15 protein-coding genes are annotated in these 26350 nt (G+C 34.1%); 7 read left to right on the forward strand and 8 right to left on the reverse strand.

The genetic code is table 11. The features are described 5' to 3' along the window. Nucleotides 1–240: 240 nt before the first annotated feature. The 6 genes from Q1A73_RS10980 to Q1A73_RS11005 form a co-directional block, all read right to left on the reverse strand. Nucleotides 241–4113, reverse strand: coding sequence for a carbohydrate-binding protein (locus Q1A73_RS10980; protein ID WP_299605297.1), 3873 nt, complete (start codon nucleotides 4111–4113; stop codon nucleotides 241–243). A 1167-nt stretch (nucleotides 4114–5280) separates the two neighbouring features. Further along, nucleotides 5281–7152 (reverse strand): alkaline phosphatase D family protein, encoded by a 1872-nt coding sequence (locus tag Q1A73_RS10985; RefSeq protein ID WP_299605299.1) that lies wholly within the window; start codon nucleotides 7150–7152, stop codon nucleotides 5281–5283. 36 nt (nucleotides 7153–7188) lie between these two features. Further along, nucleotides 7189–8334, reverse strand: a complete 1146-nt coding sequence (locus tag Q1A73_RS10990) for a family 16 glycosylhydrolase (protein ID WP_299605302.1) — start codon at nucleotides 8332–8334, stop codon at nucleotides 7189–7191. A gap of 180 nt (nucleotides 8335–8514) precedes the next feature. Further along, nucleotides 8515–10062, reverse strand: a complete 1548-nt coding sequence (locus tag Q1A73_RS10995) for a hypothetical protein (protein WP_299605306.1) — start codon at nucleotides 10060–10062, stop codon at nucleotides 8515–8517. A gap of 12 nt (nucleotides 10063–10074) precedes the next feature. After that, the gene (locus Q1A73_RS11000; protein ID WP_299605309.1) at nucleotides 10075–11793 is read right to left on the reverse strand and encodes a RagB/SusD family nutrient uptake outer membrane protein; all 1719 of its coding nucleotides are present in this window, start codon (nucleotides 11791–11793) and stop codon (nucleotides 10075–10077) included. A gap of 19 nt (nucleotides 11794–11812) precedes the next feature. Further along, nucleotides 11813–14953: a TonB-dependent receptor gene (locus tag Q1A73_RS11005; protein WP_299605311.1), complete on the reverse strand. Its 3141-nt coding sequence runs from the start codon at nucleotides 14951–14953 to the stop codon at nucleotides 11813–11815. A gap of 566 nt (nucleotides 14954–15519) precedes the next feature. Here Q1A73_RS11005 and Q1A73_RS11010 point away from each other — a divergent pair. The 4 genes from Q1A73_RS11010 to Q1A73_RS11025 all read left to right on the forward strand — a co-directional run bounded on the left by Q1A73_RS11010 (nucleotide 15520) and on the right by Q1A73_RS11025 (nucleotide 20472). Further along, nucleotides 15520–16167 carry a T9SS type A sorting domain-containing protein gene (locus Q1A73_RS11010; RefSeq protein WP_299605313.1) on the forward strand — a complete coding sequence of 216 codons (648 nt, stop codon included), beginning with the start codon at nucleotides 15520–15522 and terminating at the stop codon, nucleotides 16165–16167. Nucleotides 16168–16390: 223 nt separating this feature from the next. After that, nucleotides 16391–17668, forward strand: a complete 1278-nt coding sequence (locus Q1A73_RS11015; RefSeq protein WP_299605316.1) for an Ig-like domain-containing protein — start codon at nucleotides 16391–16393, stop codon at nucleotides 17666–17668. An 80-nt stretch (nucleotides 17669–17748) separates the two neighbouring features. Further along, nucleotides 17749–18933, forward strand: a complete 1185-nt coding sequence (locus Q1A73_RS11020; protein WP_299605319.1) for a family 16 glycosylhydrolase — start codon at nucleotides 17749–17751, stop codon at nucleotides 18931–18933. Between the two features lie 138 nt (nucleotides 18934–19071). Further along, nucleotides 19072–20472 carry a sulfatase gene (locus Q1A73_RS11025; protein WP_299605322.1) on the forward strand — a complete coding sequence of 467 codons (1401 nt, stop codon included), beginning with the start codon at nucleotides 19072–19074 and terminating at the stop codon, nucleotides 20470–20472. Nucleotides 20473–20510: 38 nt separating this feature from the next. Here the strand turns inward: Q1A73_RS11025 and Q1A73_RS11030 are convergent, their stop codons facing one another. Then, nucleotides 20511–21212, reverse strand: a complete 702-nt coding sequence (locus Q1A73_RS11030) for an NUDIX domain-containing protein (protein ID WP_299605325.1) — start codon at nucleotides 21210–21212, stop codon at nucleotides 20511–20513. Nucleotides 21213–21284: 72 nt separating this feature from the next. Between Q1A73_RS11030 and galK the strand changes: the two genes are divergently transcribed. The 3 genes from galK to Q1A73_RS11045 are packed head-to-tail and all read left to right on the forward strand — an operon-like array spanning nucleotide 21285 to nucleotide 24545. Then, on the forward strand, nucleotides 21285–22433 hold the full coding sequence (gene galK / locus Q1A73_RS11035) for a galactokinase (protein ID WP_299605328.1): 1149 nt from the start codon (nucleotides 21285–21287) through the stop codon (nucleotides 22431–22433). Nucleotides 22434–22453: 20 nt separating this feature from the next. Further along, nucleotides 22454–23485, forward strand: coding sequence for a UDP-glucose--hexose-1-phosphate uridylyltransferase (locus tag Q1A73_RS11040; RefSeq protein ID WP_299605330.1), 1032 nt, complete (start codon nucleotides 22454–22456; stop codon nucleotides 23483–23485). Nucleotides 23486–23516: 31 nt separating this feature from the next. Beyond that, complete coding sequence (locus Q1A73_RS11045; RefSeq protein ID WP_299605333.1) at nucleotides 23517–24545, forward strand: LacI family DNA-binding transcriptional regulator; 1029 nt, start codon at nucleotides 23517–23519, stop codon at nucleotides 24543–24545. A gap of 9 nt (nucleotides 24546–24554) precedes the next feature. Here the strand turns inward: Q1A73_RS11045 and Q1A73_RS11050 are convergent, their stop codons facing one another. Beyond that, nucleotides 24555–26180 (reverse strand): alkaline phosphatase D family protein, encoded by a 1626-nt coding sequence (locus Q1A73_RS11050; protein WP_299605336.1) that lies wholly within the window; start codon nucleotides 26178–26180, stop codon nucleotides 24555–24557. Between the last annotated feature and the right edge of the window lie 170 nt (nucleotides 26181–26350).

The following is a 26350-nucleotide window of genomic DNA, read 5'->3' on the forward strand; positions in this document are numbered from 1 at the left end:
CAAAGGGTTTTTTCAGTATAAAATATCACTACAAGAATAAAAGAAACCCTTGTCAATCCATGTTAAAAGAGATAGACAAAAACTGAACAAAATCCGTTAGAAACTAAATAAAACTAGATATAAAATGGTCATTCTTGTATTTGTAAAATCACCTTGTAATTTTCTTATGTACGAAGCAAAAAATATCATTTAAAACTACTGATTGAAATAGTATTTACATTTCAATCGGTAGTTTGGATTTTACTTTTTAATCAGTTTTAGGGTTCTGTTTCCATCTTTAGGATTTACTATGGTTAAGAAATAAATACCTTGAGGTAAACTTTGTATGTCTATGATATGATTTTCGTTTAATTTTTGGTCTACATAAGTAGCTCCTTTGATATCATAAATTCTGATGTTGTGTTGTTTTTCCTGAGATAATCCTTGGATAAATACACTACCAGTAGCGGGGTTAGGGAATAGGTATACCTTTGGTGCTATGGGCTTGGTTGTAGTATCAGGATTAATGCGATTAGCATTATCAGTAGATAATATAATTTTATCCAGATTCCACTGCCATGTTGTATTACTTGATGCTTGTATTCTAATGGTATGTGTTCCTGTTGCTAAAGTTACTGTTCCATCCACAAGAGAAGTAAAGTTATCCCAGGCTCCATTGGAAGGTACATTTGATGTAGCGGCAAGAGTTCCATCTACTAATAATTGAATTTGTGCTCCACTGGAAGGCGTGGAGATCAAATATTCGATATTATACGTTGCAGCTGTTGTAACGTTAATGGTATATTCTGCCCAGTCACCGTTATTTACATAATTAATATTAGAAGAGGTTCTGTTCACTCCTAAACCTGGTCCTCCAGCAAAAGCATCATCAAAAGTACCCCCAGTAGCGATAAAATCTTCAGCTTCTATGATCAAGGATGAGTTAGGAGGTGTTACTGAGTTTCTGATCACTTCCATACTGTTAGAAAGGTCGAAGTTTCCAGAAAGTCCAGATAGATTAGCTCCAGCACTTAATCCATTAATTCCATTTTCATAGCTTAGGTGATAGATAAAACAAGATCCATCTCCAGCTTCATCGAAGTTTACAGCTTCAGGAGTAGGAGGTAGTCCTAATATATTTTGTTGGTCATCGGTTACCACCCATTGTGAATTAGTTCCTGAATTTCCTGTAAGTGTAATTCCAGATACATTATCCTCAATTCCGTCGCCTACAGTAAATACAAAAGGACCACCCGTTATGGTTCCTCCATCTACTTGTATGTTTCCTGTTATTCTAGTCAGTGTAATTCTATCTAAGTTCCATTGCCACGGATTCGATCCAGATGCTACCACACGAACTGTATGTACACCAGCGGTTAGATTAGAGATCGTACTAGATGATACTAATGCGTTGTAATCATCCCATTGTCCATTGTTAGGTACATTATCTGTAGCTACTACCGTTCCATCAATAAGCAATTGTATTTGTGCATTATCAGAAGGTGTAGATATTTGATAATCGATTCTGTAAGCACCAGGATTTCCAACGTTGATATTATATTCTGCATAATCTCCACTATTTACGTAGTTGATATTATTAGTAGTAGCATTTACTCCAAGTCCAGGTCCACCAGCAGATGCATCATTAAAGGTGCCACCAGTGGTGATAAAGTCTTCAGCTTCAATAATGATTTGATCTCCAGAAGGAGGAATAGAGGTGTCATTAATAGTGATAGTACTAGTAGCAGTAAAACTACCATCTACTGTAGTTGCTGTTATAATTGCAGAACCCATTGCTAAGGCTGTTACTAAGCCATTGCTAGAAACGGAAGCAACAGAAGGATTACTAGAAGACCAAGTAACTGTTTTATCGGTAGCATTAGTAGGAGTTACTGTTGCTGTAAGTGTTGTAGTATTACCTTGATCTAAGGTTATAGATGTTGGTGAAACAGCAACACCAGTTACTGCTATAGGATCAGGACTTCCTGGTCCTTCATCTGACCTTCCAGGTTTTTTGGTAAATTCCCATGTTACTAGGTTCACAACACAAACCTCTCCTACATGACGAAAATCTAATGTAATAGTATTGTTTTGTTGGATTAAATTGGCTGGAACTGGAATTTCAAGAGTTCCAAACCATCTGCTTCTATTTTGGTTTCCTCCTCTCCAGTCAATTGGAGTTTCGACTTCAACGCCATTAAAAACGAATTTATCGATACTTAAAAAGCTGGCAGGATCATTATCATCGTCATTAAAAAGATTGGCAGTAACTTTTAACATTGCTTCTGCTTGATCTGGATTTTGTGGAACAGAGACACCATTTACAAAGAAATTATTATCACCTGGTTGTATCTGGATTCGTTCATTATTACTAACGGCAGCTCCATAAAATTTTCTTTCTATAGAGTCTTCATTTATATTGATGTTACTTGAATAAGTATATTTTAATATCATAGTTCCATCAGCAGCCAACTGTATCGTGTTGGGAGCAACATTATCCGAACTACTATCCAATCGTATATCTCTTACACCAGATAAGTATAAATGTTTTGTGGTTACATTTTGAAGGTTAGGTGCGTTTCCAAAGAAATTAAGATTTATACTCTTGGCCACAGGTTCTAGATTATTTAGAATTAAGTAGACATCATCACCATCTATATATGCATCTACTTGAATGTCTGGATCAGTCGACTTTGTATCTACTCTAGTTCCTTTTACTTCAGACCAAAGTTCGAACCACTTGATATAATCACTCCATTCCCAATTTCCATCACGGTCATCATCTCTAAGCATTTTATATTGATAAAAATATTCTGGAATACCATCTCCGTTTGAATCCGTATCTCCCCACTGCGCTTTGATCGGAGTGAACGGCATGGATAGTTCTACATAATCAGGCCTTTCTAAGAACTGCATCAACATGGAACTGAAAGGTTTCATAATTTCCCAGTCGTATCTTGTATCATGAGGTTTAAAATCCCATGCATTATTTACACCTCCATACTCTGATATAACTACTGGTTTTCTATTGTTAACCCCGTTTTTTGATACATCATACCATTCCAACATTTCTAATGTGGCTTCTACATGACCACCTCTTCGAGTGGTTCCGCCAGTAGCATCGTACGTAGGCCAATCATATAAGTGTACAGCGTAAAAATCCATATTATCTCCTGCCGTATCCATAAAGCCTTTCCATAGCACATCCCACTGAAACCAAGGTTGATTTCTATCAATATAAAAAGAAGGTTTGTCTACTTGGCTTCTGGCATAGGCTTTTGCTATTTCATCAGCTGGAGTATTGCCGTAAAAACCATTTACATAATCAACAGTTTGAAAACGTGAAAAACCATCACCATTGAACAGGTCATGAAGTCCCCATGTCATACCACCTATTTTTGGAGCTCTGCTTCCCAGTTTTTCCTTCACACCTTTGGCAACGAGATTATGATACTCAAAGATGTCTTCCCAACTAGACATCATAAATTGTCCAGTATTTAGTACAAAATCAGGTTCATTAACGACTTCCCAATATTTAGGCATCGGCATCTCATTACCTGCATTTTGGGTAAAAAATTCATCCATATACTGTACTACCCATTCGGCTGAAGTTTCGATATCCTGAGGAATCCAAATCGATCCGTTTTCTCTACCCCAAACAGAACCGCTAGGATGACCATAGGATAGTGTAGGATACGTAGGATGAGGATTAGTTCCCATAATCATACTTTGGATTTTATCTTTAAATTGAACACGATTTTCATCTACCAATCGATCTTCAAAGAAGCCTCTCCAAAATTCTAACATATTGGTTAAGCTATCTCTATCGTGTTTGTTAGGTCTTTCTGTATCGGCAGGTGAAAATCCAAATAGGAAGGATGAGGTTCCGTTGTCTCTGCCAAAATAGACATCCAGATCATCGATTAGGTATTTTGCTTTATCCAGTTCTCCATTCCAGTCACCTTCATATAAATTTGAATGGATGGTAATGTGTCTTTCTCTACCGAAATCGGAGACCCCGTTTACAGAGTGTTTAATGTCTACATTGACATCTACTTCGACGTTTTGAGCCCTGTTTGCTATAGGAAATAGCATAAAAAGGCTCATTACAATAATGAAATTGATTTTTTTCATGATTAATAAAATTTAGTTTAAAAATATATGTGTGTGGTTCGGAGTTTTTCTAATTAGGTTTTAAATTTTGACAATAGATCTCCCTGTTAAAAGTGTATATACTTTTAAAAAAGATGAGATATATTGAATCAAGAACTAATCGATTGAAATACTTTGTTCTTATGTGTTGAGTTTTGTTATGTTTCAATAATCACATCAAATTGTACATGTTCAAAGTTTTGGTGATGAACATAATTGTGATCGGTAAATCTAATGTCAATTGCTTTTCATCAAGCAATTAAAAGTGTACTTCTATAAAGTATAAGGTTCGTAGAAAATAGGTTTTAAGTATTAATTGAAAAGAGTAATGTTGGTTGAGTTTGTGTTTTAGTTTACATAAGGTAATAGTGATTAATTAGACAAAACAATTCGAGTGGCATTATTATAAGAGTTAAAAGTTTCTTGACTAGCAGAATATGTTAGCACTCACATATTTTATATCCAATATTCCATAGAATTTTTTAGTTTAACCATTCTAGAAAATTGATTCTTTAATCGATAATTATCGATTATAAAAACTTTGGTAGAAAAAACCTAAGCGAGGATAATTCATATGAAATTTATCCCTAATCCATGCTTTGTAAAAACAATACTAAAATTATAAGTTCTTAGCGATAAAAGGCTTAAAAAAAGCGTAGACAAAAACTGTACAAAACGATAATATTCCTTAATTGAACTGGATTAATATTCGACAAAATGAAGAATTAATGAATAAACGAATGTGAATACAATATTTTTTTAACTTTTTTAAAGAATAATTAATATTAAAACATCGTAAAAAATGTTGTTATTATATGAAAATTTAAAAAGAGTAATTCGAATGCTTTTTTCATAAAAATTTAATAATACGGACTGTGTATTACAAATTTTATAAGGTTTTTATTTCTAATTTATTACTTGAAATTTTATTGATAAAGAGGGGTGTTACAAAGTAATCCTATGGATGTTAATTTAATATATCGAAAGAATATCTATTAAAGCTTAAACAAGAGCAAGTAGTAAGTAAGAAGAAATCTACTTTTGTAAAACAAAAGCATAATACTTTCGCATATATAAAAAAGCGTGATAATATACTTTTTCTTAATTTTTTACATCTTCATACTACTAAGATTACTCTGAATTTTCATTTTATTTAACTTGTAGTTTTTCTTTATTCTTTTTTCTAGATAAAATCTTGTAAATGATCTTTTTTAGGTTGCCTTCACCTATCTCAACGTCATATTCACCTTTTTTCAAAACTTTTGGTTGATACGTTTCACCTTTTACTCTAATTGAGGAAATTAATTCCTTAGTGTAGCTGTCTCTGATGGAAACAACTTGATTTTCTTTATTGAGTAATAGTGTTGGAAGTTCAAAGCCATTTTTAATCTTAAAGTTATCAGTTTGAGAAATGGTTATAGGCCATCCAAAATATTGTTTGCTATTTGGGTCTGTAATATCCACATTTCTCTCCCAACATTCAAATGTGATTGTTCTATTTGGTTTATTGAATTTTACAATTCCTATACCTGCAGCTCTAGTAGATAATAGTTTACCTTTATTAATTTCATCTTCTGTAGGATTGGCAACAGCCATGACGGTCATTTTATTTCCAAAACCATCCAGAAATTTACCTGTATAGCTAGGAGAGTTATCGATAACTTTATCAATTCTAGCTTGTTCCGAAGGTTTCCACCAACGTAACCATAGATTTGCTATTGCTGGAGTAGCAAAAGAGAAGCCAGCATCTCCCCAATCATCAATACCGTGTTGTACAAAAGAAGCTAAGTGTTGGTCTCCTGCTATCATGGGAGAAAAGCTTTTTCGAATAACAGACAATGCCTTATTTCTAGGTGATTGAGGCCAAGCATTACTATCAAAATCTTGAGTAACTTCATTCGTAGATTTACCAGTATAGTTGCTTACTTGAGCAAATATCGTTTGAGAAAGGACAGCTTTCATTTCACTGTCTTTCCAATCAGTAGTCCAATTTTCTAAAAACTCCAATTGTCTTTTTCCTAATAAAGTGGCACCATGGACATCTAATTTTTTAACATTAATATCTTTTCGAAATAAGGTTTCGGCTGGACCATTTTTAAAGATATCTGGATTTTGATTGGTTACCTCGGTTAAGCCAGATTTGAATTTACGATCTTCTAAAATTGCAAAACTTATTCCTCCCCATTTTAAATCCGTGTAATACACACCAATTCCTCTATCGATAGGAGTTGGATCATAAGGATCTGGCAAGTGGCTTGTTTGTGCTCGCTCTACTTCTTTTATATATTCTATAGGCATATAATAACCTCCGTGAACACCTCTTCTAGAATCAGATTTGATACCTCCTTGTCCCCAAATATTACCTTGGCCGATATCATGATCGTCTGTTATACAGATAGTCGGAGTGTTTCGGATAATATCTCCAAAATCTCGGCCGAACTTCAACCAATGAACAAGATGTTCGCTATGTTCATATACTTGATCACCAGCAAAAAACAATAAATCTGGTTTAATCTTTTTAAAATTCTCTACAATGTCATTTCGAGAAATGTCACCCCCATGATTAGCAAATGAAGAATTACATGAAAGTACTCCCATTACAAATTCGTCTTTATCAATAGGGTTTTTTCTTATAATACCTTCATAAGTTGCTTTTTCATTGTAAACAACACGATATGGAATCTCTCTAGAGTCATCCCAGTTTTCTATACTAAACGGAGCTGTATATCCTGGATAAATTATGTCTGTTTTGGCTATTTCTAACCATTCACCATTTTTTTTTATTTCTAAAGAAGCTTCAAAAGGCTCATAGTTTTTTATAGGATAAAACTGTGCGGTTAGTTTGAGCTTATTTTCATGAACGGTGTACATTGCAAAACAAATTCTATCTTTTAATTTGTTGTATGCTATGTAAGAATAAAGATCCTTTGATTGTGCTTGTATTGTAAAAAAGGGAATTAAAAATAGTATTAAAAATAAAGTTGTTTGTAATTTGATGTAGGTTCGATTCTTTATTTTCATTGGTTTTTCGGGTATAGATTTTTAATAAATTAGGTGTTAATTACAAGTTTGCTTATTCAATTGACCATTTGGTGTATAGACTCTGATCCAATCCACCATCATTTTAGTATTAGGGCCAGATTTTATGTCATTACTGTTCCAAAAGGCATCAACACTTCCATATCGCCACGGTTGTGAAGCCTGACTTATCAGCATATGCATCTCTCTAGTAAGACCATCTCCACAAGTAGTATATCCTCTTGGATCTATAGCATCTTCTTCTCTCAAACCATTCACAGTTTTTACTTTTTTTCCATCTATAAAGTAGACTAATTTAGTAGGACTTTCCCATTTAACTCCAAAAATATGAAACTGCTCACTCCAAACTACATCATTATCTCTAGAGCAATCGTTATTATCTTTTTTTCTAGACATCCAAGTATGTTTTTGTGGTTGATAATCAAACCTTTCAGTCTCAGTTTGTCTAAATGTGTGGTGACTAAGATGTATTCTATCCGCGAAGTATGGTCGATCACATTCCTGACCATCTATTCTTATTCGCGGTCCATATGCCTCTACGTTATCGATCTCTTCTATTTGTGTTTCCTTACTGATCATCCAAACAGCATTAGCTAATTGAGAGTTGCTTATTTTTACTTTTGCTTCTTGATAGAGCGGATAGGTACTTGTTTCTTTTGATGAAATCATACCACAACGTAGTCTTTTTTCATTTCCTGTCTCATCAATTATAGCCTGTAAAATTAGTATTCGATTTCCTGGATTGGCAGTGTCGTCTTCAAATGATACTTGATCACCAGTCCATATGGTTGGTAAAGGTTGAAAATTGTTTACATATCCCAGACGCCATTTGCTCTGAAATTCTGGAGATTGTTTCCCTCCTATATAATCAAATTCATCAGATAATACTTCTACCTTTTGCCAGTTTTCCATTCCATTATCAACTAAAGAAGTTTCTTCTACAGCATTATGTACTGGAGTGTCAAATAAATTGGTATCTCCGAATAAGCAATCAGATAAAACAGCTATTGAACCTAATTCCTCTTCTTCTTCTTCAACTTCCTCGTCAGGATCATCTGAATTGTTTTCTGGAAGAATGTTATCATCGTTACTACAAGCAAGGATACAACAAAGAAAAAATATGATCAATCCCGAAAGGTTACGTAAACTTATTTTTCTGTTCATTTTCGATAAAACTTTAAATTAAATGGCAATTATAGTAGACAAAAGGAAAATGTTAAAAAAAGAGAAAGAGGCCTAAACTGTTTATAACTAAAAACAACTGTTTAGAATAACCCTGCGCTCTTTCTCTCTTATTTCAGATATTACTTTGGTAATAAATGAAAATAAAAATTGGCTAATATATTATGGTCTAAGTTCAACCTCGCTTACAAATAAATCATCCATATAAATTTTAATAGGCATATTGTTAAACTCATTGTCTCCTCTTATCAGTAATTCCTTTTCTTCCGATGCATTTCCAGTTACTAAAATGGAGCTATATACCCATTCTCCTGTTGTGAACGAAGCACTAAATTCTGGATTTGGACCTGTTCCGAAGTCAGGTGAAGGTCTTAAATAAATTCTGAGATCAGGATTGTTAGATCCAGCTGGAGTATTTCCAACATTTTCTACAAATACCCAAACACCAATTTCATATGTTTTACCAGATTCTATTGGTAATTTTCCAGCTGTATGTGCAATGATCATACCTCCATTTGCCTGCATATCAACAACTCCACTTCTTGTACCTGTTCGCGCTCTGGAAAAATCAATTGAGAAATCATACAATTCCCATTTTCCACCCCAGAATTGATAGGGCCAATTTGCATCATCAGCAGAATTTTCAAAACTATAGTCAATTGTTGTGGATTCTAATAAGTTTTCTCCTTGTTCAAAAGAATCCATTGGTACATCCATAAAACTATCTGCCTGAACTCCATCTGTAGTGAATAATGATCCTGCAGTATAGGAAACAGATACTGTGTCATCAATGTAGATTTGGTCTCCGCTTAAAGAAACTAATAAAATATTTCTTTCTGCAGGGTTCACTTGAACACTTTGTATGGTTGCGGAGATCGGAGTTCCATTATTTTCTACGTTGATAGAGAATTGATCACTTACAACGGTAGCTTCATCCATTTCTCTACTAAATTCTAATGCCAAGGTTCCATCTCTTTTTCCTTGAACTCCATCCAAAGTAACAGGATCTGTAGAAGGTATAACTTTTACTAAGTTCGAAAAAGCAGCTATAGCTTGCCCTGCCGGTCTATTGGTATTTGCATCTACATTAATTCCATAAGTTCCTAAACGTTTATAGATAACATCTACTTGATTAGTTCCAGTAGCTGTTTCTGGATCTCCGCCGTCTATTGTCCAATCGATGTTTAAAGGTTCTCCTACAAGGTCAAAAGTATAACGAACAGCCCTACTAGCAATCACCTCATTTTCGGCATTATCGCTTATCGTTAGTGCAGCTCCCAGAGTACCATCAGGATTAATATAATTAGCCTTTAGATCTATAGCAATTGGTTCTATTACGGTTACCACAATAGTAGTATCTAATTCACGCCCTCTCAGCTCACCATCAACAAAAGCATCTTCTTCAAAAACTTGATTTAAAGTAACGTTGTGTTCTCCAACTTGCGTAAATGTTGCTTTTACAACATCACTATTTGATTGGGTAACATTAGCCACACCTTCTGGAAAGGTCCAGGTTCTTGAAACTACGCCAGTAGAGACATCACCAAATGTTAGATCTGTATTTACTCTAATTTGATTCGCCTGACTTTGCTCTGAAGTAAAAATTACTCGTTGGCTTGGAACATCAGTATCAACATCATCATTTTGGCAGCTAATAATGGTAATCAAACCGATTATCAGTACTGTTATAAATTTTAATAACTTCTTCATATTTGCAGAATTTTAATTACCAATTTCATCATTTGTTTGTAATTCGGCAGCTGGAATAGGGAAATAATCGTGAACAGCCGAGTTATAATTTTGGCTTGCTATACCAAAATCGCGTCTTAGTTTTTCTCTAATAAATAGTGGAGCTACACCAACACCGCCAATATCTAGAGCATCAAAATTTGCTTCTCTCCACAATTCATCTTGTACTAATTCATTCAGGACATCTCCTGCAATACCCCATCTTACTAGATCTTTCCATCTATGTCCTTCAAAACATAGTTCCAAAGGTCTTTCTACACGTCTTATGTGCGTCATTACAGTGGTTACAGAAGCCGATACAAAAGGTTGTACACCGTTTACTTGTTCACTAATATGGAATTGAGGAAATCCTCCATTATCGTTTATATATTGACTTAAGGTAATGACTCCAGCTCTTCTTCTTACTCGGTCAATAAATTCTATTGCTGTGTCAACATCACCGTTTGCTTCAAGAACAGCTTCAGCATACATCAAATACACATCTGCTAAGCGAATATGTCTAAAATTGATTTCGGAACGACTATTTCCATCTTCACTTTCTAAATGATACCAGTTAGAATATTTTTTCGCATAAGAACTTTGTCCAAATACCCAGCCAGGTTTATCATTAATAGGTAACCCATAATACAGACCATCTCCGTCTACGGGAACGATACTAGCTCCCATTCTTTTGGACTGCATATTTCCATCATTAACAGGATTGTTTGGATCGATTTCATCTCGTACAAAAAGCTCATGAAGATAATAGGTAGGAAGCACAACATTAAATGCTCCAAACTGTAATTGTCCCATTGATCTTGCGATACCACTAGCTTCTGCTCCGGTTTCGAAGGTGTTGTCATCTACAACATTCCCATTTGCACCTGGATTAAATTCTACCGAATAAGGGGTTTCTAAAATGGATTCAGAGTTGAATTCCGTTAAATGAGAAAAATTGTCAAGATTGTTAGGAGCTAAGCTATAAAGATTAGAATCTATCACTTCTCTAAATTCGTTAGCAGCTTGTTCCCATTGTTGACCATATAAATATGTTTTTCCTAATAAAGCTGTAGCTGCTCCCCAAGTAACTCTACCCAAGTCGTTGGAAGGCCAAGTTTCTGGTAAATTAGCTTTAGCAAAAATAAGGTCTGGGATGATTACTTGATTAGTTACTTCTTCAATTGAACTAAAAGGAGCTGCTATTTCTTCTGAAGTTCTTGCAACAGAGGTTCTAATAACTGCACCACCATAAGAATGTGCTATCTGGAAATGATAAAATGCTCTTAAGAATCGTGCTTGAGCTTCAATAGATATTGCTTCTTCCGGATCATCAAATACATTAAGGTTTAGTGGAAGTTGCTCCAGTACTTGATTAGCTCTGAAGATACCAATATATAGTTCGTTCCATTTATCTACTACTTGCTCACTTGCATCACCAAAATTTAAAGAAGCAAATTCAATTTGTCTATAAAAGTTTTCGGTACCTGCTTCATCTCCTAAAAGCATCTCAAATGCTAATCCAGATCCACTGATACCTTGAAACTGAAGCGCACCATACACAGTTGTGAGGGCTGCATCAAAATCATTTGGAGTACTCCAAAAAGTTTCTTCAGTTACAGCATTTGGATTATCTACGTCTAATTCGCAACTGGATATCACAATAAAACCTAAAATTAGTGCGATGTACGTGTTTAGTTTATGTTTAATTTTCATAATAAATTATATTGTAAGTTTAAAAACCAAGTTGAACACCAAATAAAATTCTTCTGGATACTGGATAGGTTAATTGGTCAACTCCTCTGGTAAAAATTCCGTCTCCTCCAATTTCAGGATCAAAACCTGTGTATTCGGTAAACGTAAACGGGTTTTGAGAAGTAGCATATATTCTAAAACTGGAGAAGAAATTTGGTAAAGCATCCTTAGGGATCGAATAGCCCAATGTGATATTTCGTATTCTCCAATAGGATCCATCTTCTAGAAAAAAGTCGGATCTTGCTCTAGTACTCGCAGTAGATACATTTCCTGCCCTTCTTGCTGGAATATTAGAGGATGGGTTTTGTGGTGTCCATTGATTGAATTGTTCTTCATGTCTTCCATTGATATAAGCGGAAAGACGTGCTCCGTTATACACTTCTGCACCATAAGAAAAGTAATTTTGTATGAAAAAATCAAAACCTTTATACTCTAGATTTAAACTTAGACCAGCTTCAAAATCAGCTTGTCCAGAACCTGCGTAGACTCTATCATCGTCATTAATAGTTCCATCAGCAGTATCAGGAATTCCATCACCATTAGTGTCTACAGTAAGTTGATCAATATAAGCTATATCACCTATTCTTGCATCAGGAACTATTTGTTGATAGGCTTGTAACTCTTCTTCTGTTTGGATTACTCCTTCATTTTGAAGTAGAAAAAATGCACCTGCTTCAAATCCTTCTGCTAAAAATGTAGTATTATCAACATTACCTACAGTAAATACGGGAGTTCCTCCAGAAAAACCTCTGCTTGTACCGTTAAGATCTGTTACTTCATTGACATTTCGTGTAAAAGTACCCGCAATGTTCCATTTTAATCCATAAGAAGTCTGGTCTTTATAAGATAATGCTATTTCAATTCCCTGATTTGTTAAATTTCCAGCATTGACAACTCGACTTCTAAAACTTTGATCTCTTGGTGCACTGGTTCCTGTTGATGGCGGAAGTCTTTCTTCTAATAGAAGATCTTTTCTGTCATTTAGGTAATAGTCAGCTGTAAAATTAAGTTTATTACTAAACATGGATAAATCAACACCTACGTTTCTGGAGATTTTAGTTTCCCATTGTATATCAGGATCTACCAAACGTCTTCCGATTTGACCAAATGCCAAATTTTCAGCTTCTCCAAAAATAAAATTCACTCCTGATTCTATTGTCGGTATAAATGGAGTCGGATTAGTACCTGCTATGGTTTGATTTCCTACTTCGGCGATACTTCCTCTAAATTTAAGGTTGTTAATGAAGTCGAGATTTGCATTTTTGAAAAATGGCTCCTCGCTAACATTCCAACCTGCAGAAATTCCATAAAAGACCTTAAATCTATTAGAAGTAGGGAAATTAGAAGAACCATCTCTTCTTATACTTGCGGATAAAAGGTATCTATCATCAAAATTATATTGAACTCTTCCTAATAAACCACTTAACTTATTGGTTATGTCAAACCCAGTTGGATTTATTGGTTCTTGTCCTTGACCTAAAACAGGTGTATTATTACTAGCAAGACCAATAACACCAGTACTTAAATTTTTGGAATCAAATTGTTCATAAGATGTCAATGCAAGAAGCTTAAGATTATGATTTCCAAAATCAACATTATAGCTTAAAGAGTTTTCTATAGTATTTCTTTGTGTAAAAATAAAACTCTCTTGTAGGATTGCATCTTCACGTGATGCACCAGGTACGAAATCTCCTTGTACATTGAAAAGAAGATATTGTGGGCGTAAAAAGTTTCTCCTAAAATTCCAATTATTCCTACCTAAATTCACTTTATAGGTTAACCCTTTAAGAATTTCATAATCTAAACTAAAAGCGATGTTAGAACTCCTTATGCGTCTTTCATCTTCATCATTCAAAAGTCTCGTTAAAAAACTCAACAACTCTGGTTGTCCAGTTCCCACTCCTAATTGTACCACACCATTCACGGGTTGTATATTTGAAATCGGAGGTTGAAAAGGTCTTTGGGCAACTGCTTGCTCTAATAGAGCAAATGGTTCCTGAACTCTCAGTTCATCCGTAATACCAATACTTGTAAAGATTTTTAACCTTTCCTTGGTATACTGCCCTGTAATTCTAGTGGTTAATCGATTAAAACCAGAATTGATAAGTACCCCTTCTTGATCAAAATAAGAACCATTAATATTTAAAGAGAGATCACCAACTCCTCCAGATATATTTAAATTATGGTTTTGTATTAAAGCATTGTCATTTTGAACATCACCCACAAAGTCACTATCAAAATCCAGAGCATTCGGATTTAAAAAGAATGTATTGTTTACTGTTCCATCAGCATCATTTACTGCTTGATCAGAAAAAAGTTGTTGATTCGTATTCATTAAAGGAACACCTGATGTAATATTTTGAACAGCTAAGTAAGTTGAATAATCTACTTTTAATTGTCCTTGTTTCCCTTTTTTTGTGGTTATGAGGATAACTCCATTAGCGGCTCTAACTCCATAAACAGCGGCAGAAGCACCATCTTTAAGAATATCAATAGATTCTATTTGTTCTGGTGCTATATTAGGATTTCCTTGAAAAGGTATTCCGTCTACGACAAAAAGAGGACCTAATGATCCTGGGCTTAATGAACCAACTCCTCTAATTTGTATGTTTGCCTCTTCACCAGGTCTACCATTACTCGCTTGGATGTTAACACCAGCAATTTGTCCTTGGAGTGATTCTGCAACATCAGATACAGGTGCTTTAGAAATAATTTCGGCACTTACGCTATTTACTGCTCCCGTAACTTCAATTTTTCGTTGCGTTCCATATCCAATAACGACTACTTGTTCTAGTTCTTGACTGTCCTGCGCGAGAACAACATTGATTGTAGTATTATTGCTTATGGTTATGGATTGTGTAGTGAAACCAAGAGATGAAAATACTAAGACCTCTCCTTTAGAAGCTTTTATTTCATAATTTCCATCAAAATCAGAAACGGCTCCTCTTTTGGTTCCCTCTACTAAAACGTTTACTCCTAATAAGGGCATGCCGGTTTCATCTATAATTTGTCCGGTAATATTCATTTTATCTTGCGCTTTCGTACTGACGAAACATAACATCAGTAGACAGATCAATAACCAATGATACTTTTTGGTCATAGTTGTTTTGTTATTTTTCATAAATGATAATAGAAACTTAGTAAAATTTAATACTTATTAATGATTTCTCATTTTTTTAAACTCAATTCACTGAAATGATCAAAACAAACATATAAATCTTAAGGTTTTATTAAAAAAAAAGAAACTAGACAAAAAATAGACGAATGAGTTTTTGTAAAAAAAAGTGTTAAAAATTTGCTTAGATAAGGTAGAGGTAGTATTAACAATTTGCAATTTAATAAAGACATATATTTATTAATGCTAATTCTTCTTTTTGATAAGAAAAACAAATTCAAAAGCCCAATTATCATTGGATTTCAAGGTTTTTTTGTTCTTAACGTATTAGAAACAATAAGATAACAAATTGTTTAAAAAAAAGTATCGCTTTTTGGATTGTATCTTTACAAAAGTTTACTTTTTTTAAAATTATTTGAAAAAACTGTGAACCTCCTGCTTGATAAAGTTTAGAAGATATCATTTTATCATAATTTTTCTAAACCATACAATTTAGTTCAGTTTTAGTCTAGTTGCTTATTTATCTTATCGTTTTATTAAATATTAATTTTAGATCTTTAAAAATTAAGATCATGAAAAAAGTTACGTTAATTTATTTCCTTTTTATTATTTCTTTAGGTTTTTCTCAAAGTATTACATGGAACAATCCAATTAGTGCAGTCGTTCCTGGTGAAACTATTAATATGGATGTTTCCTATGATGCAGGCTCAGAAGACTTTTTCTATGTTAGTATCATATTAAGAGAGGTTGATGCTGCCTTTAATATTGTAAACGATTACAATCAGATATTTCCTATAGATGAAAATGCTGGTCAACAACCAAATGCTCAAAACAATGTGACCTTTGACTATACTATTGATGCTAATGCTCCAAATTCAAGTAGTTTGTCATCCGGAAACCAATACTTATTGATCATATTCATGTCCTATAATAATGACGGAGGGTTTGTTAATGATAATACCGCTATAACGGTAGACTCAACACTATCTATTGGCTCATTTGATAATGAAAAAAGTATAAGTGGTTTTTATCCAAACCCAGTAAAGGATGTTTTATACTTTAATGATGAATCGATTTCCGATCAATACACTATTATTGATTTTACAGGAAGGACTGTAAAATCTGTAAAAGGAGCGACCTCATTAAATGTCGAGGAATTAACTGCAGGCACCTATTTTATACAAACTGAAAAAGGAACTGGAAAATTTGTAAAAATCTAATTTAGAGTTATTAGTTTTTATTGTTTCGTATGATTGGGCGTTTTTTAATGCCTAATCATACTTATTTATACAATACTCCTAAACGAATTATTTTGGATCGTAAAATTATGTCTAAACATTTAATTATGGATGACTTGTGTCATTAGATCCTATCACATTAGAAGTTTATGATATGAAGTCAAGCCGGGATAAAAAAGTTGAATTAATTAAAAAGAAAAAGAAAATGTTTAAAAAATTGTATTCGCAAATACACTTAAGAATTGTACCAATAGTTGCTTTCGCAATGGTAATGTCTAATTGTTCTAATGAAGAATCAAAACCAGATACGAATTCTATGGATAGCGAACCGGTAGCTGTTAATGATACCTTAACAGTAGAGGAAGATAGTAGTTCTGGTGAGGCAAATAGAATCAATGTTTCTGCAAACGATATTATTGGAGAAAATGGTGGAGATGGAGATGATTATAGTATATCTACCGAACCTTCGAATGGTACACTTACTGAAATTAGTGATGGTGTATTCGAATATATTCCTAATTACAATTATGACGGAACAGACCGATTTACATATATCATAACAGATGCAGATGGAGATGAAGCAACAGCAAGCGTAAACATAACTGTAAATCCATTTGTGCCTACAGCAGATGATTTTAATAACATAAATCCTGATCTACCATCTTTTGTTTCTATAGATGATACCACACCTCTTGACAAAAAGTGGGTGAAAATGGAAGCAATGTCAGATGAATTTGATGTCTGGGATGCTAATAAGTGGTTTAAATCTACTTGGAACTATGGAGTACCTGTTTTTATGTCTAATTCCAATGAAAATTCGGGCGTTGCTAATGGTAATTTATGGATAAAGGCTACTCTTAATGAATCTAACCCAGAACAAAGGTGGTTTCAAACGGCAAGAATCCATTCCAGGGAGAAAACAAGCTATCCTATGTATACGGAAGCTAGGATAAAAACGGCTCATATATCTGCGTATAATACCTATTGGTTAAACAATGGAGATATTTCTGATAGAGATGAAATTGACATTATAGAAAACAATTCTAAACCTTCTTGTAATTGTCAACCAGACTTTCCAACAACTATGAACTCTCAATATTTTCATGCCGATTCAAATTTGACACCAGTTACTATAAGAAATAAAGGAAATTATAGTAATAATAATCTATCAGACGCAAACCCATTAAAAGGAGTGCAATGGAATGAGGAATATCATATCGTAGGAGTATGGTGGAAGGATAATAAAAATATTCAGTTTTACCTAGATGGAGAACCTGCAGGAAGTGTAGTAGTTGGGAACCATGAAACGGGAGATAATTTTCCAAGTCGTGTTTTTACTAGAGATTTAGAGATAATTTTTGATTTATGGACTAATGAAGCAGATTGGTTAGGAGGACTTCCACCAAAGTCCGATTTAGGAGATGATACCATTAACACGATGAGAGTTGATTGGGTGAGAACCTGGAAATTAGAAGATAAGTAAGCCGTAGAGAACATTTAAAATATTTAAAAAAGCTTTTAAAACCCTGTAAATTTTAGAGAAAAAAGCTCAACGTTATGAAAATGAAAATATCAATCTTATTACTTTTTAGCGTATTTATATCATTAAAATCCTGTTCTAATGGAGATGATATCGCAAATCCTGTAACCATTACTGATCCTGATCCCGATGTGGTTGTCACAGATCCGGATGATCAAGGATTTGATTGGGAAGGAATAGATATTCCTGCAGAAGCAGGAGAAGGCAAGTTTTGGAAATTAAATCAGGAAGCTTCGGATGATTTTAATTACAATTTTACTGCTACGCCAAGTGCAGCGACATTTGGAGGAAAATGGACTAATTTTTATCACAATAACTGGGAAGGACCAGGTCCTACTAAGTGGGTTAGAGAAAATGTTTCTGTTGGAGATGGAGATCTTCAAATCAAGGCTACCAGAGTCCCGGGAGAGACTAAATCTTTTGATGTAGATTGTGATGTAGATGGTGTGGCAGAAACTTGGACTTTACCTACTACTAGAGCAGGTTGTATTACTTCTACGACAAGAGTAAAGTATCCTGTATATGTAGAAGCAAGAGTAAGAGTTGCGGATGCAGTTACGGCTTCTGATGTCTGGCTATTAAGCCCTGATGATACTCAGGAAATAGATATTATAGAGGCCTATGGTGGAACTGGAGAAGATGATAGAAATTTATGGCTAGCAGAGCGTATACACCTTAGTCATCATACTTTTATTAGAAATCCTTTTCAGGATTACCAACCAAGAGACGCAGGAAGTTGGTGGAGAAAAAATGGAGTCAATCAATGGGGTGGTCAATGGGTACGAATTGGAGTGTATTGGAGAGATCCAAAACATTTGGAATATTACATTGATGGTGAAAAAGTAAGAATACTTTCGGATAACGCATTTGCAAGTAGAGATGTTAATGGTAATTGGTTGTATACCTATCCACAACCTGTTAGTAATGGTTCCTTGCCAACTGCGGCCAATGGATTCCAAGCAGTTAATCAAGCGAGTAGCTTAGAACAGGCCCAAAGCAACTCTTCTACCAGTGTTATAGATCCTCTTAATTATCTTAATAATGGGATGAATTTGGATAAAGAAATGGATATTATCATTAATGTCGAGGATCAAAATTGGAACGCTTGTAATGGGCGAACTCCGTCGAACTCTGAGATTCAAAATGAAGATAATCATACCTTTAAGGTAGACTGGATACGTATATATGAACCTAAAGAAGTTAATTGATTTAGATTAGATTTTTGTTTAAAGTAAGTGAGAAAAGATATAAGCTTAGTAAGACTCGTTACTTTTAGTTATAAACTAAGCTTTTCTTTTCAAGCTTACTGAAGATTATGATATTAATTACAATTTCTAAAATTATTGATGGTTACAAAATATAAAGGATTCATACTGCTAATAATTTCAGCCCTTACAATTCAAATAGTATCTTCTCAAGAACGTCCAAATATTATTTTGATTATTGCTGATGATGCAGGATATGCAGACTTTGGTTTTCAAGGGAGTAATGTGATGAAGACTCCTAATTTGGATCAGTTTGCCAAAGAAGGAATGAGGTTTAAACAGGCATATGTTACTGCGGCAGTTTGCGGGCCATCTCGAGCTGGAATATTGACAGGAAAGTATCAGCAAAAATTTGGTTTCGAAGAGAACAATGTACCAGGATATATGAGCAATTATTATATCGATGATGATGAAATGGGGTTGCCTCTAGATGAAAAAACAATTGCTGAATATCTAAAAGATTTAGGATATCAAACTGGCCTTTTTGGGAAATGGCATCAAGGAAATGCAGATCGTTTTCATCCTACCAAAAGAGGTTTTGATGAATTCTATGGTTTTCGAGGAGGAGCACGTAGTTATTTCGAATATGATGAGAATAATCCAACATCAAGAGTGGAGGATTTATTAGAAACAGGTTTTCGAAAATTTGGTGAGACAGAAGAATATTTAACCTATGCTTTTGCAAAAGCTACAATCAATTTTATAGAGGATAATAAAGATACCCCGTTTTTTGCCATGTTAGCCTTTAATTCTGTGCATACACCTATGGAAGCAACTAAAGAAGACCTACAAAAGTTTCCAGAGTTAAAAGGTAAAAGAAAACAACTTGCTGCTATGACTTTCGCTATGGATAAGGCCTGTAAACTAGTTTTTGATAAAGTAAAAGAACTGGGGTTAGAAGAAAATACCTTAATTGTATTTACTAATGATAATGGAGGACCTACGGATACAAATGCTTCAGACAACATACCTCTAAGCGGCACCAAAGCCAATCATCTAGAAGGAGGAATCAGAGTTCCATATGTTATGAAATGGAAAGGAGTAATACCAAGTGGCAAAGAGTATGAATTTCCAGTTAGTACATTTGATTTATTACCTACGTTTTACTCATTAGGAGGTGGGAGTATGGAAGATTTAAAAGATATTGATGGGGTAAACTTATTTCCATTTATTTTACAAAAAGATAAAAATCGACCGCACGAAACACTCTTCTGGAAGAAAGAGAATAGAGGTGTTGTTCGGCAAGGTGATTGGAAACTACTTAGATATCCTGATAGACCGGCAGAACTGTATTATCTCGCTGATGATATCTCGGAAAAAAACAATTTAGCCTTTCAATATCCTGAAAAAGTAAAAGAATTATACAAACTTTTATTTCAATGGGAATTAACACTAGAAAGACCTAGATGGCAGTTAAAACGGAAATATGAAGGTAAAGCGATGAAAAGAATGGATCAGTACAGGATTCGTAAAAAGAACTAATAATTGGTATCATAGGAATGACTTCTTAAAATCACTTATTATCCTTTAAATATAAAGTTTTGATCTGTTTCCTTTTCATAATCAAACTCGTATAAGTAAGCTCCTTTTTTGGAACTGGATTTATCTTTAATTTCTGTTTTTTTAAGAAAATTAAGTGATAGTAACTTTTTTCTAAAGTTTCGAGAATCCAATCTTTTCTGAAAGATTTGCTCGTATAAGGTTTGAATTTGGGGTAAAGTAAAATACTTCGGAAGTAATTCAAATCCAATTGGAGAAAATCTAGCCTTTTCTCGTAGTCTATCCAAAGCATCTTTTACCATTTGATTATGGTCTAATACCAATTCTGGTAACTCATCTAGGGAAAACCAAAAGCCACCATGTTTATTCACTAGTTCTTTATTATTCTCATCGATTCGGATTAGCGCATATTGGCCAATAGAAATACAGCGTGCTCCGGGATCTCTATCAACTGCCGAGTAGGTCTTTAGCTCTTCCATAAAAATGTTTTCCAGACCCGTAATATCTTTTAAGATCCTTAAACCAGCTTGATTAGCATTTTCATTTTGTCTGATAAAACTTCCAATCAAAGACCACGAACCTTTAAGAGGTTGTATTTCTCGCTTAAAAACAAGAAGTTTTAAAGTTTCATTGTCAAATCCAAAGATGATACAGTCTACAGCAACTAATACCTGCTCTTTATTTTCATACCAACTATTTTGCTGATTTTTGGCAAACTCCATAAAATATTCTTTAAAAAATAATAAATGTAATTATTACATTTATTATTTTTGTTATAAATAAAGGTTTTAATAATGAACAAAGAAAATACATTTATCCCAGAGCTCATAGTATCTTCTCCAGGGAGAATAAATTTTATGGGTGGTCATACGGATTATAATAATGGTTTTGTACTTCCTACTGCTATTGATAAAAAAATACGTTTTGAGTTTAAAAAAAATGGAACAGCGGATACTTGTAATTTCTACAGTAGAAATTATGATAAATCCTTAAGAGTAGATCTAAATAATATTTCACCTAGCACAGAAAATTGGGAGAATTATATTTTGGGTGTACTACATCAGCTATCAAAAAGATCAGATAAGATCCGAGGTTTTGATTGTTTCTTTTCTAGCGAGTTAGCAATTGGTTCTGGATTAAGTTCGTCTGCTGCTCTAGAGTGCGGTCTTGCATACGGTGTAAATTCACTATTCGAGTTAGGGCTTTCTAAAAAAGACATTACTGTATTAAGTAGAGATGCTGAACATGAATATGTTGGTACTAAATGTGGTATAATGGATCAGTATGCTTCCGTTTTTAGTGAAACAAACAAAATTCTTTTTCTTGATTGTAAATCTCTCGAACATAGCTTAATTCCAATTGATTTGGTGGATTATAAAATACTAATTCTAAATACCAATGTAGAACATAATCTGGCTACTAGCGAGTATAATGTTAGAAGACAGCAATGTGAGGAAGGGGTAGCTTTTATTAAAAAAAGACATCCAAATATCTCGTCTCTTAGAGATGTTGGTTTAGATATGCTAGAAGAGGTAAAAGATGAAGTAAGTCAAACTGTTTTTCGAAGATGTCAATATATTATCCAAGAAAATAAAAGAGTTTTAGCGGCTGCGGAGTTTCTAAAAAATAACGGGCTAAATGAGTTTGGAGATCTATTATATCAATGTCACGATGGAATTCGACATAAGTACGAAGTTAGTTGTGATGAATTAGATTTTTTGGTGGATTTCTCCAAAGAAAAAGAATATGTAATTGGATCGAGAATGATGGGTGGAGGTTTTGGTGGATGTACAGTAAATATTGTGCATAAAGATTACATCAATGCATATACAGAAGAAGTGAGTATAGCATATAAAGAACGATTTAATATCGATTTAGATGCTTTTCAGGTAATGCCAAGCAAAGGAACAAGTATCGAATTTACAAAGTCTAAAGTATCATAGTAAGTTAAAAAAGATATCATATGATTAACGAAAATCCTCATAGGAGATATAATATACTAACAGGAGAATGGGTTTTAGTATCTCCTCATCGTACTAAACGGCCATGGCAAGGAAAAGAAGAAAAACAATCCATTGCCAAGAGACCTTCCTATGACCCTAATTGCTATCTGTGTCCAGGAAATACTAGAGCAAGTGGAGCTACAAATCCTCAATATGATGGGCCTTACAGTTTTGTAAATGACTTTTCTGCCTTATTGTCTGAAACTCCAAAAGAGGTTTTTTCCGAAGGATTGCTAAAGGGAGTGTCTGAAAGAGGGATCTGTAAAGTAGTTTGCTTTTCTCCTGATCATTCTTTGACATTGCCTATAATGAAGGTAGAAGAGATTCAGAATGTCGTTAAACTATGGAAAAGAGAATATGAGGAATTAAGTGAGGTGTCGTATATCAACCATATTCAGATATTTGAAAATAAAGGAGATGTCATGGGGTGCAGTAATCCTCATCCTCATGGTCAAATATGGGCTCAAGAGTCTATTCCGCTAGAAGTTTCTAAGAAAACAGCGCAAATGAATAAATATTGGCTTGATACGAATCAAAGTTTATTACAAGCCTACTTAAAACAGGAATTGGAGACAAGAGAAAGAATAATTTTAGAAAATGATCACTTCGTTTCTCTGGTGCCATATTGGGCAATTTGGCCTTATGAAACTATTATATTACCAAAAGAACATAAACCAAGTATTAAAGAGCTAAATGAAAAGGAGATAGCCTCGTTTGCGCAAATAATAAAGGATTTAACCATTAGATATGATAATTTATTCAATTGCAGTTTTCCATATTCTGCAGGGATTCATCAAGCTCCAACAGATGGAGACCCTCATGATGAATGGCATTTTCATATGTCCTTTTATCCTCCATTATTAAGGTCAGCAACCGTAAAAAAGTTTATGGTAGGTTATGAGATGTTTGCAGATCCACAGCGTGATATTACGGCAGAACAAGCAGCAGAAACTTTAAAATCCTTATCAACAGCACATTATACTACAGGATAATTTTCTTTAAGCGGTGGATAAAAAGTGAGATATGAGTAATCAAATGATGACATTAAAAAAACTTGCAGAGCTATCTAATTTTTCGGTTTCTACCGTGTCAAAAGCATTAGCTGATAACCCTGAGATTAGTATAAAGACCAAAAATAAAATCAAAAAGCTGGCAGAATTTTACAACTATAAACCAAACATAACTGCCAAAAACCTAAAGGAGAGAAAAACAAGGGCCATAGGAGTGATCATTCCTAATATTTTGGCTCATTTTTTCGCTAAAGTTTTATCTGGTATTGAAAAAGAAGCAACAGAAAAAGGATATAATATTATTACCTGTATCTCGGATGAATCTTTTGAAAAAGAAGTAAAAAGTATAGAAATGCTGGCAAATGGAAGTGTTGATGGATTTATCATATCGATATCTAAAGAGACTTTTGTTAAAGAAAATTATAAGCATTTACAAGGAGCTATAGATAAAGGATTACCTATATCCATGTTTGATAGGGTGACTGATAAAGTCTATTGCGATAAAGTTGTTATTAACGATTTTCAATCTTCTTATACCGCTACAGAAAAGCTAATCAAATCGGGTTGTAAAAATGTTGTTTTTGTAACGCCAATTCATCATACAAGTGTAGGATTAGATAGGGTAAGTGGATATGAAAAAGCATTAAAGGACATATTAAAAAGTAAAGGGAAGCCTAAGGTTTTGGTAATTGAAGATTACCAAAAGTTTACAGATAGCTTTACAACGTTTCTAAATGATAATAAAGTAGATGGTGTTGTTGCGGCTGATGAACTCTCTGGGATTTATACCATGAATTTGTTAATTGGTGCGGGTCTTAGAGTTCCCGAAGATGTTTCTGTTATTGGTTTTACTGATGGAATTCTTGCGGGTAATAGTAATCCTCCATTGACAACTATAGATCAAAGAGCTGTAGAACTTGGAAAAGTAGCTGCTAATAATATAATTAGTAGGTTAGAAGACAACCAAAAGGAAGCTATTACCTATGAAACTACAGTACTGGAAACTTATCTAATAGAAAGAGGTTCTACAAAATTTAAGTAGTAAATCAATCTATTCTATTTCTATGGTTATTGGCCAGCCAATAAATTGTTTAGCCTCTTTTTTTCGAACATCTTCAAACCTTGGCCAACACTCAAAAGTGACAGTTTTTTCTTTTTTTCGAAATCTAATCATACCATAACCAGCTCCATTCGAAGGGCTATCAGGATTGGCATAAGCATGCATCGTAACCTTGTTATGAAAGCCATCAAGATATTTGCCGATCCAAGGAAGCTTATCAGAAGATGTAGCTGGTTTTGCATCTTCTGGCCACCACCATCTACTATAAAAATTGTTCACAATTGCTGGGACAACAAAAGCCCAAGGGCCATCATCATATGACTCAATTCCATGTTGTATTACGGTTGCTAAGTGTTGATCGCCGGCAATGTGTATTGCATTGGCATTTTTTATAGCTTTTAAAGCTCTGTTCCTTCCCTTTTGTGGCCATCCGTTAGAGTCCATATCTGCATGTAATCTATTATCCATGGAACCATGTAAATGTGCTCCTCCACAAAATCCAGTTTGTGATAAAACTACTTTAAAATCGGTTGTTTGTTGATCGCTACCCCAAGATTTTAAGAATTCAATTTGCCGATTTCCTAATAATTCTAATCCCTCTAGATCCACGGTATTAGGGTCATAATTAGGATCTCTAATATGATCAGGTCTTGGGCCAATTTGAGGAATCTTACCTTTTGGGCCTGATTTAAATTTTCTATCCTCAATAATAGCGAAATCAACACCTCCCCAAATCAAATTGGTGTAATAAACGCCAATATCTTGCTGTATTGGTGTTGGATCGTACGGATCTGGAAGATGTGAGGTTTGACATCTTTCAACCATTTTTACATATTCAGGATGGTAAAAATAACCACCATCATCTCCGGCCATAGTAGTGGCTTTCTTACCATATTCACCCCATAAATTTCCTTGTCCTATATCATGATCATCAGGTATCGTAATACAAGGTCTGGTTCTAAAAACTTCTCTAAACTGCAATCCAAATTTCAACCAAGCAGCAGTATGCTCCTGATGATCGTATGATTGATCCCCAGCAAAAAAGACTAAATCAGGATCCTGAAAATTTATGTTTCGTATATAATTATCTCTATCACCTCTATCTTTGTTGCTATTACAAGAAAGAGCAGCCAAAGTAATTTCGTCTTTATCCGTAGGATCTCTTCTAATAATACCTTCATACCTAGCTTCAGTGCTATGTAAAATTCGATAAGATATATTTTCTTTATAGCTCCAATTGTTGATTCTAAAAGTAGCTGACCATCCAAGTTCATTTACTGTTTTTTTCTGAATTTCCGTCCATTTGTCATTTTTCTTGATTTCTAACCGAACTTCTCTAGTTTCATCTGGATACAGCGGGAATAGTTGTGCTGTTAATTTAAGAGTTTCATTACTAACTGTATAAATCCCGAATGCAATAACTTCTCCTCTTGGAACCTTTACATCAATGATGGTGTTAGACTTTCTATTCCACCAATCATTTGTGGCAATGGTATCGATACCTGTAAAAGGTGATTCTATATATGTAGGGTCAGATGCTGTTTCTTTTTGTGTTTTTTTATTGGAACATCCTAGAAGCAAGGTAGATAAAATAAGGAAATAGCAGGCTTTTTTCATGGTCGGAAATATGGATATAAAAGTTGTGGTTGTGTTATTTATTAGAAATTGAAAATTACAAAGTTCTCTAGTTTGTTAAAAAAAATAGACTGGACAAAAACTAAACAAGAAGAAAATGTGAAGAATCACTACTAAAAAATTATTTACAATTTCTTCTTAGTAGTAAAGGC

This window comes from uncultured Aquimarina sp., assembly GCF_947492115.1.
Taxonomy (GTDB): Bacteria; Bacteroidota; Bacteroidia; order Flavobacteriales; family Flavobacteriaceae; genus Aquimarina.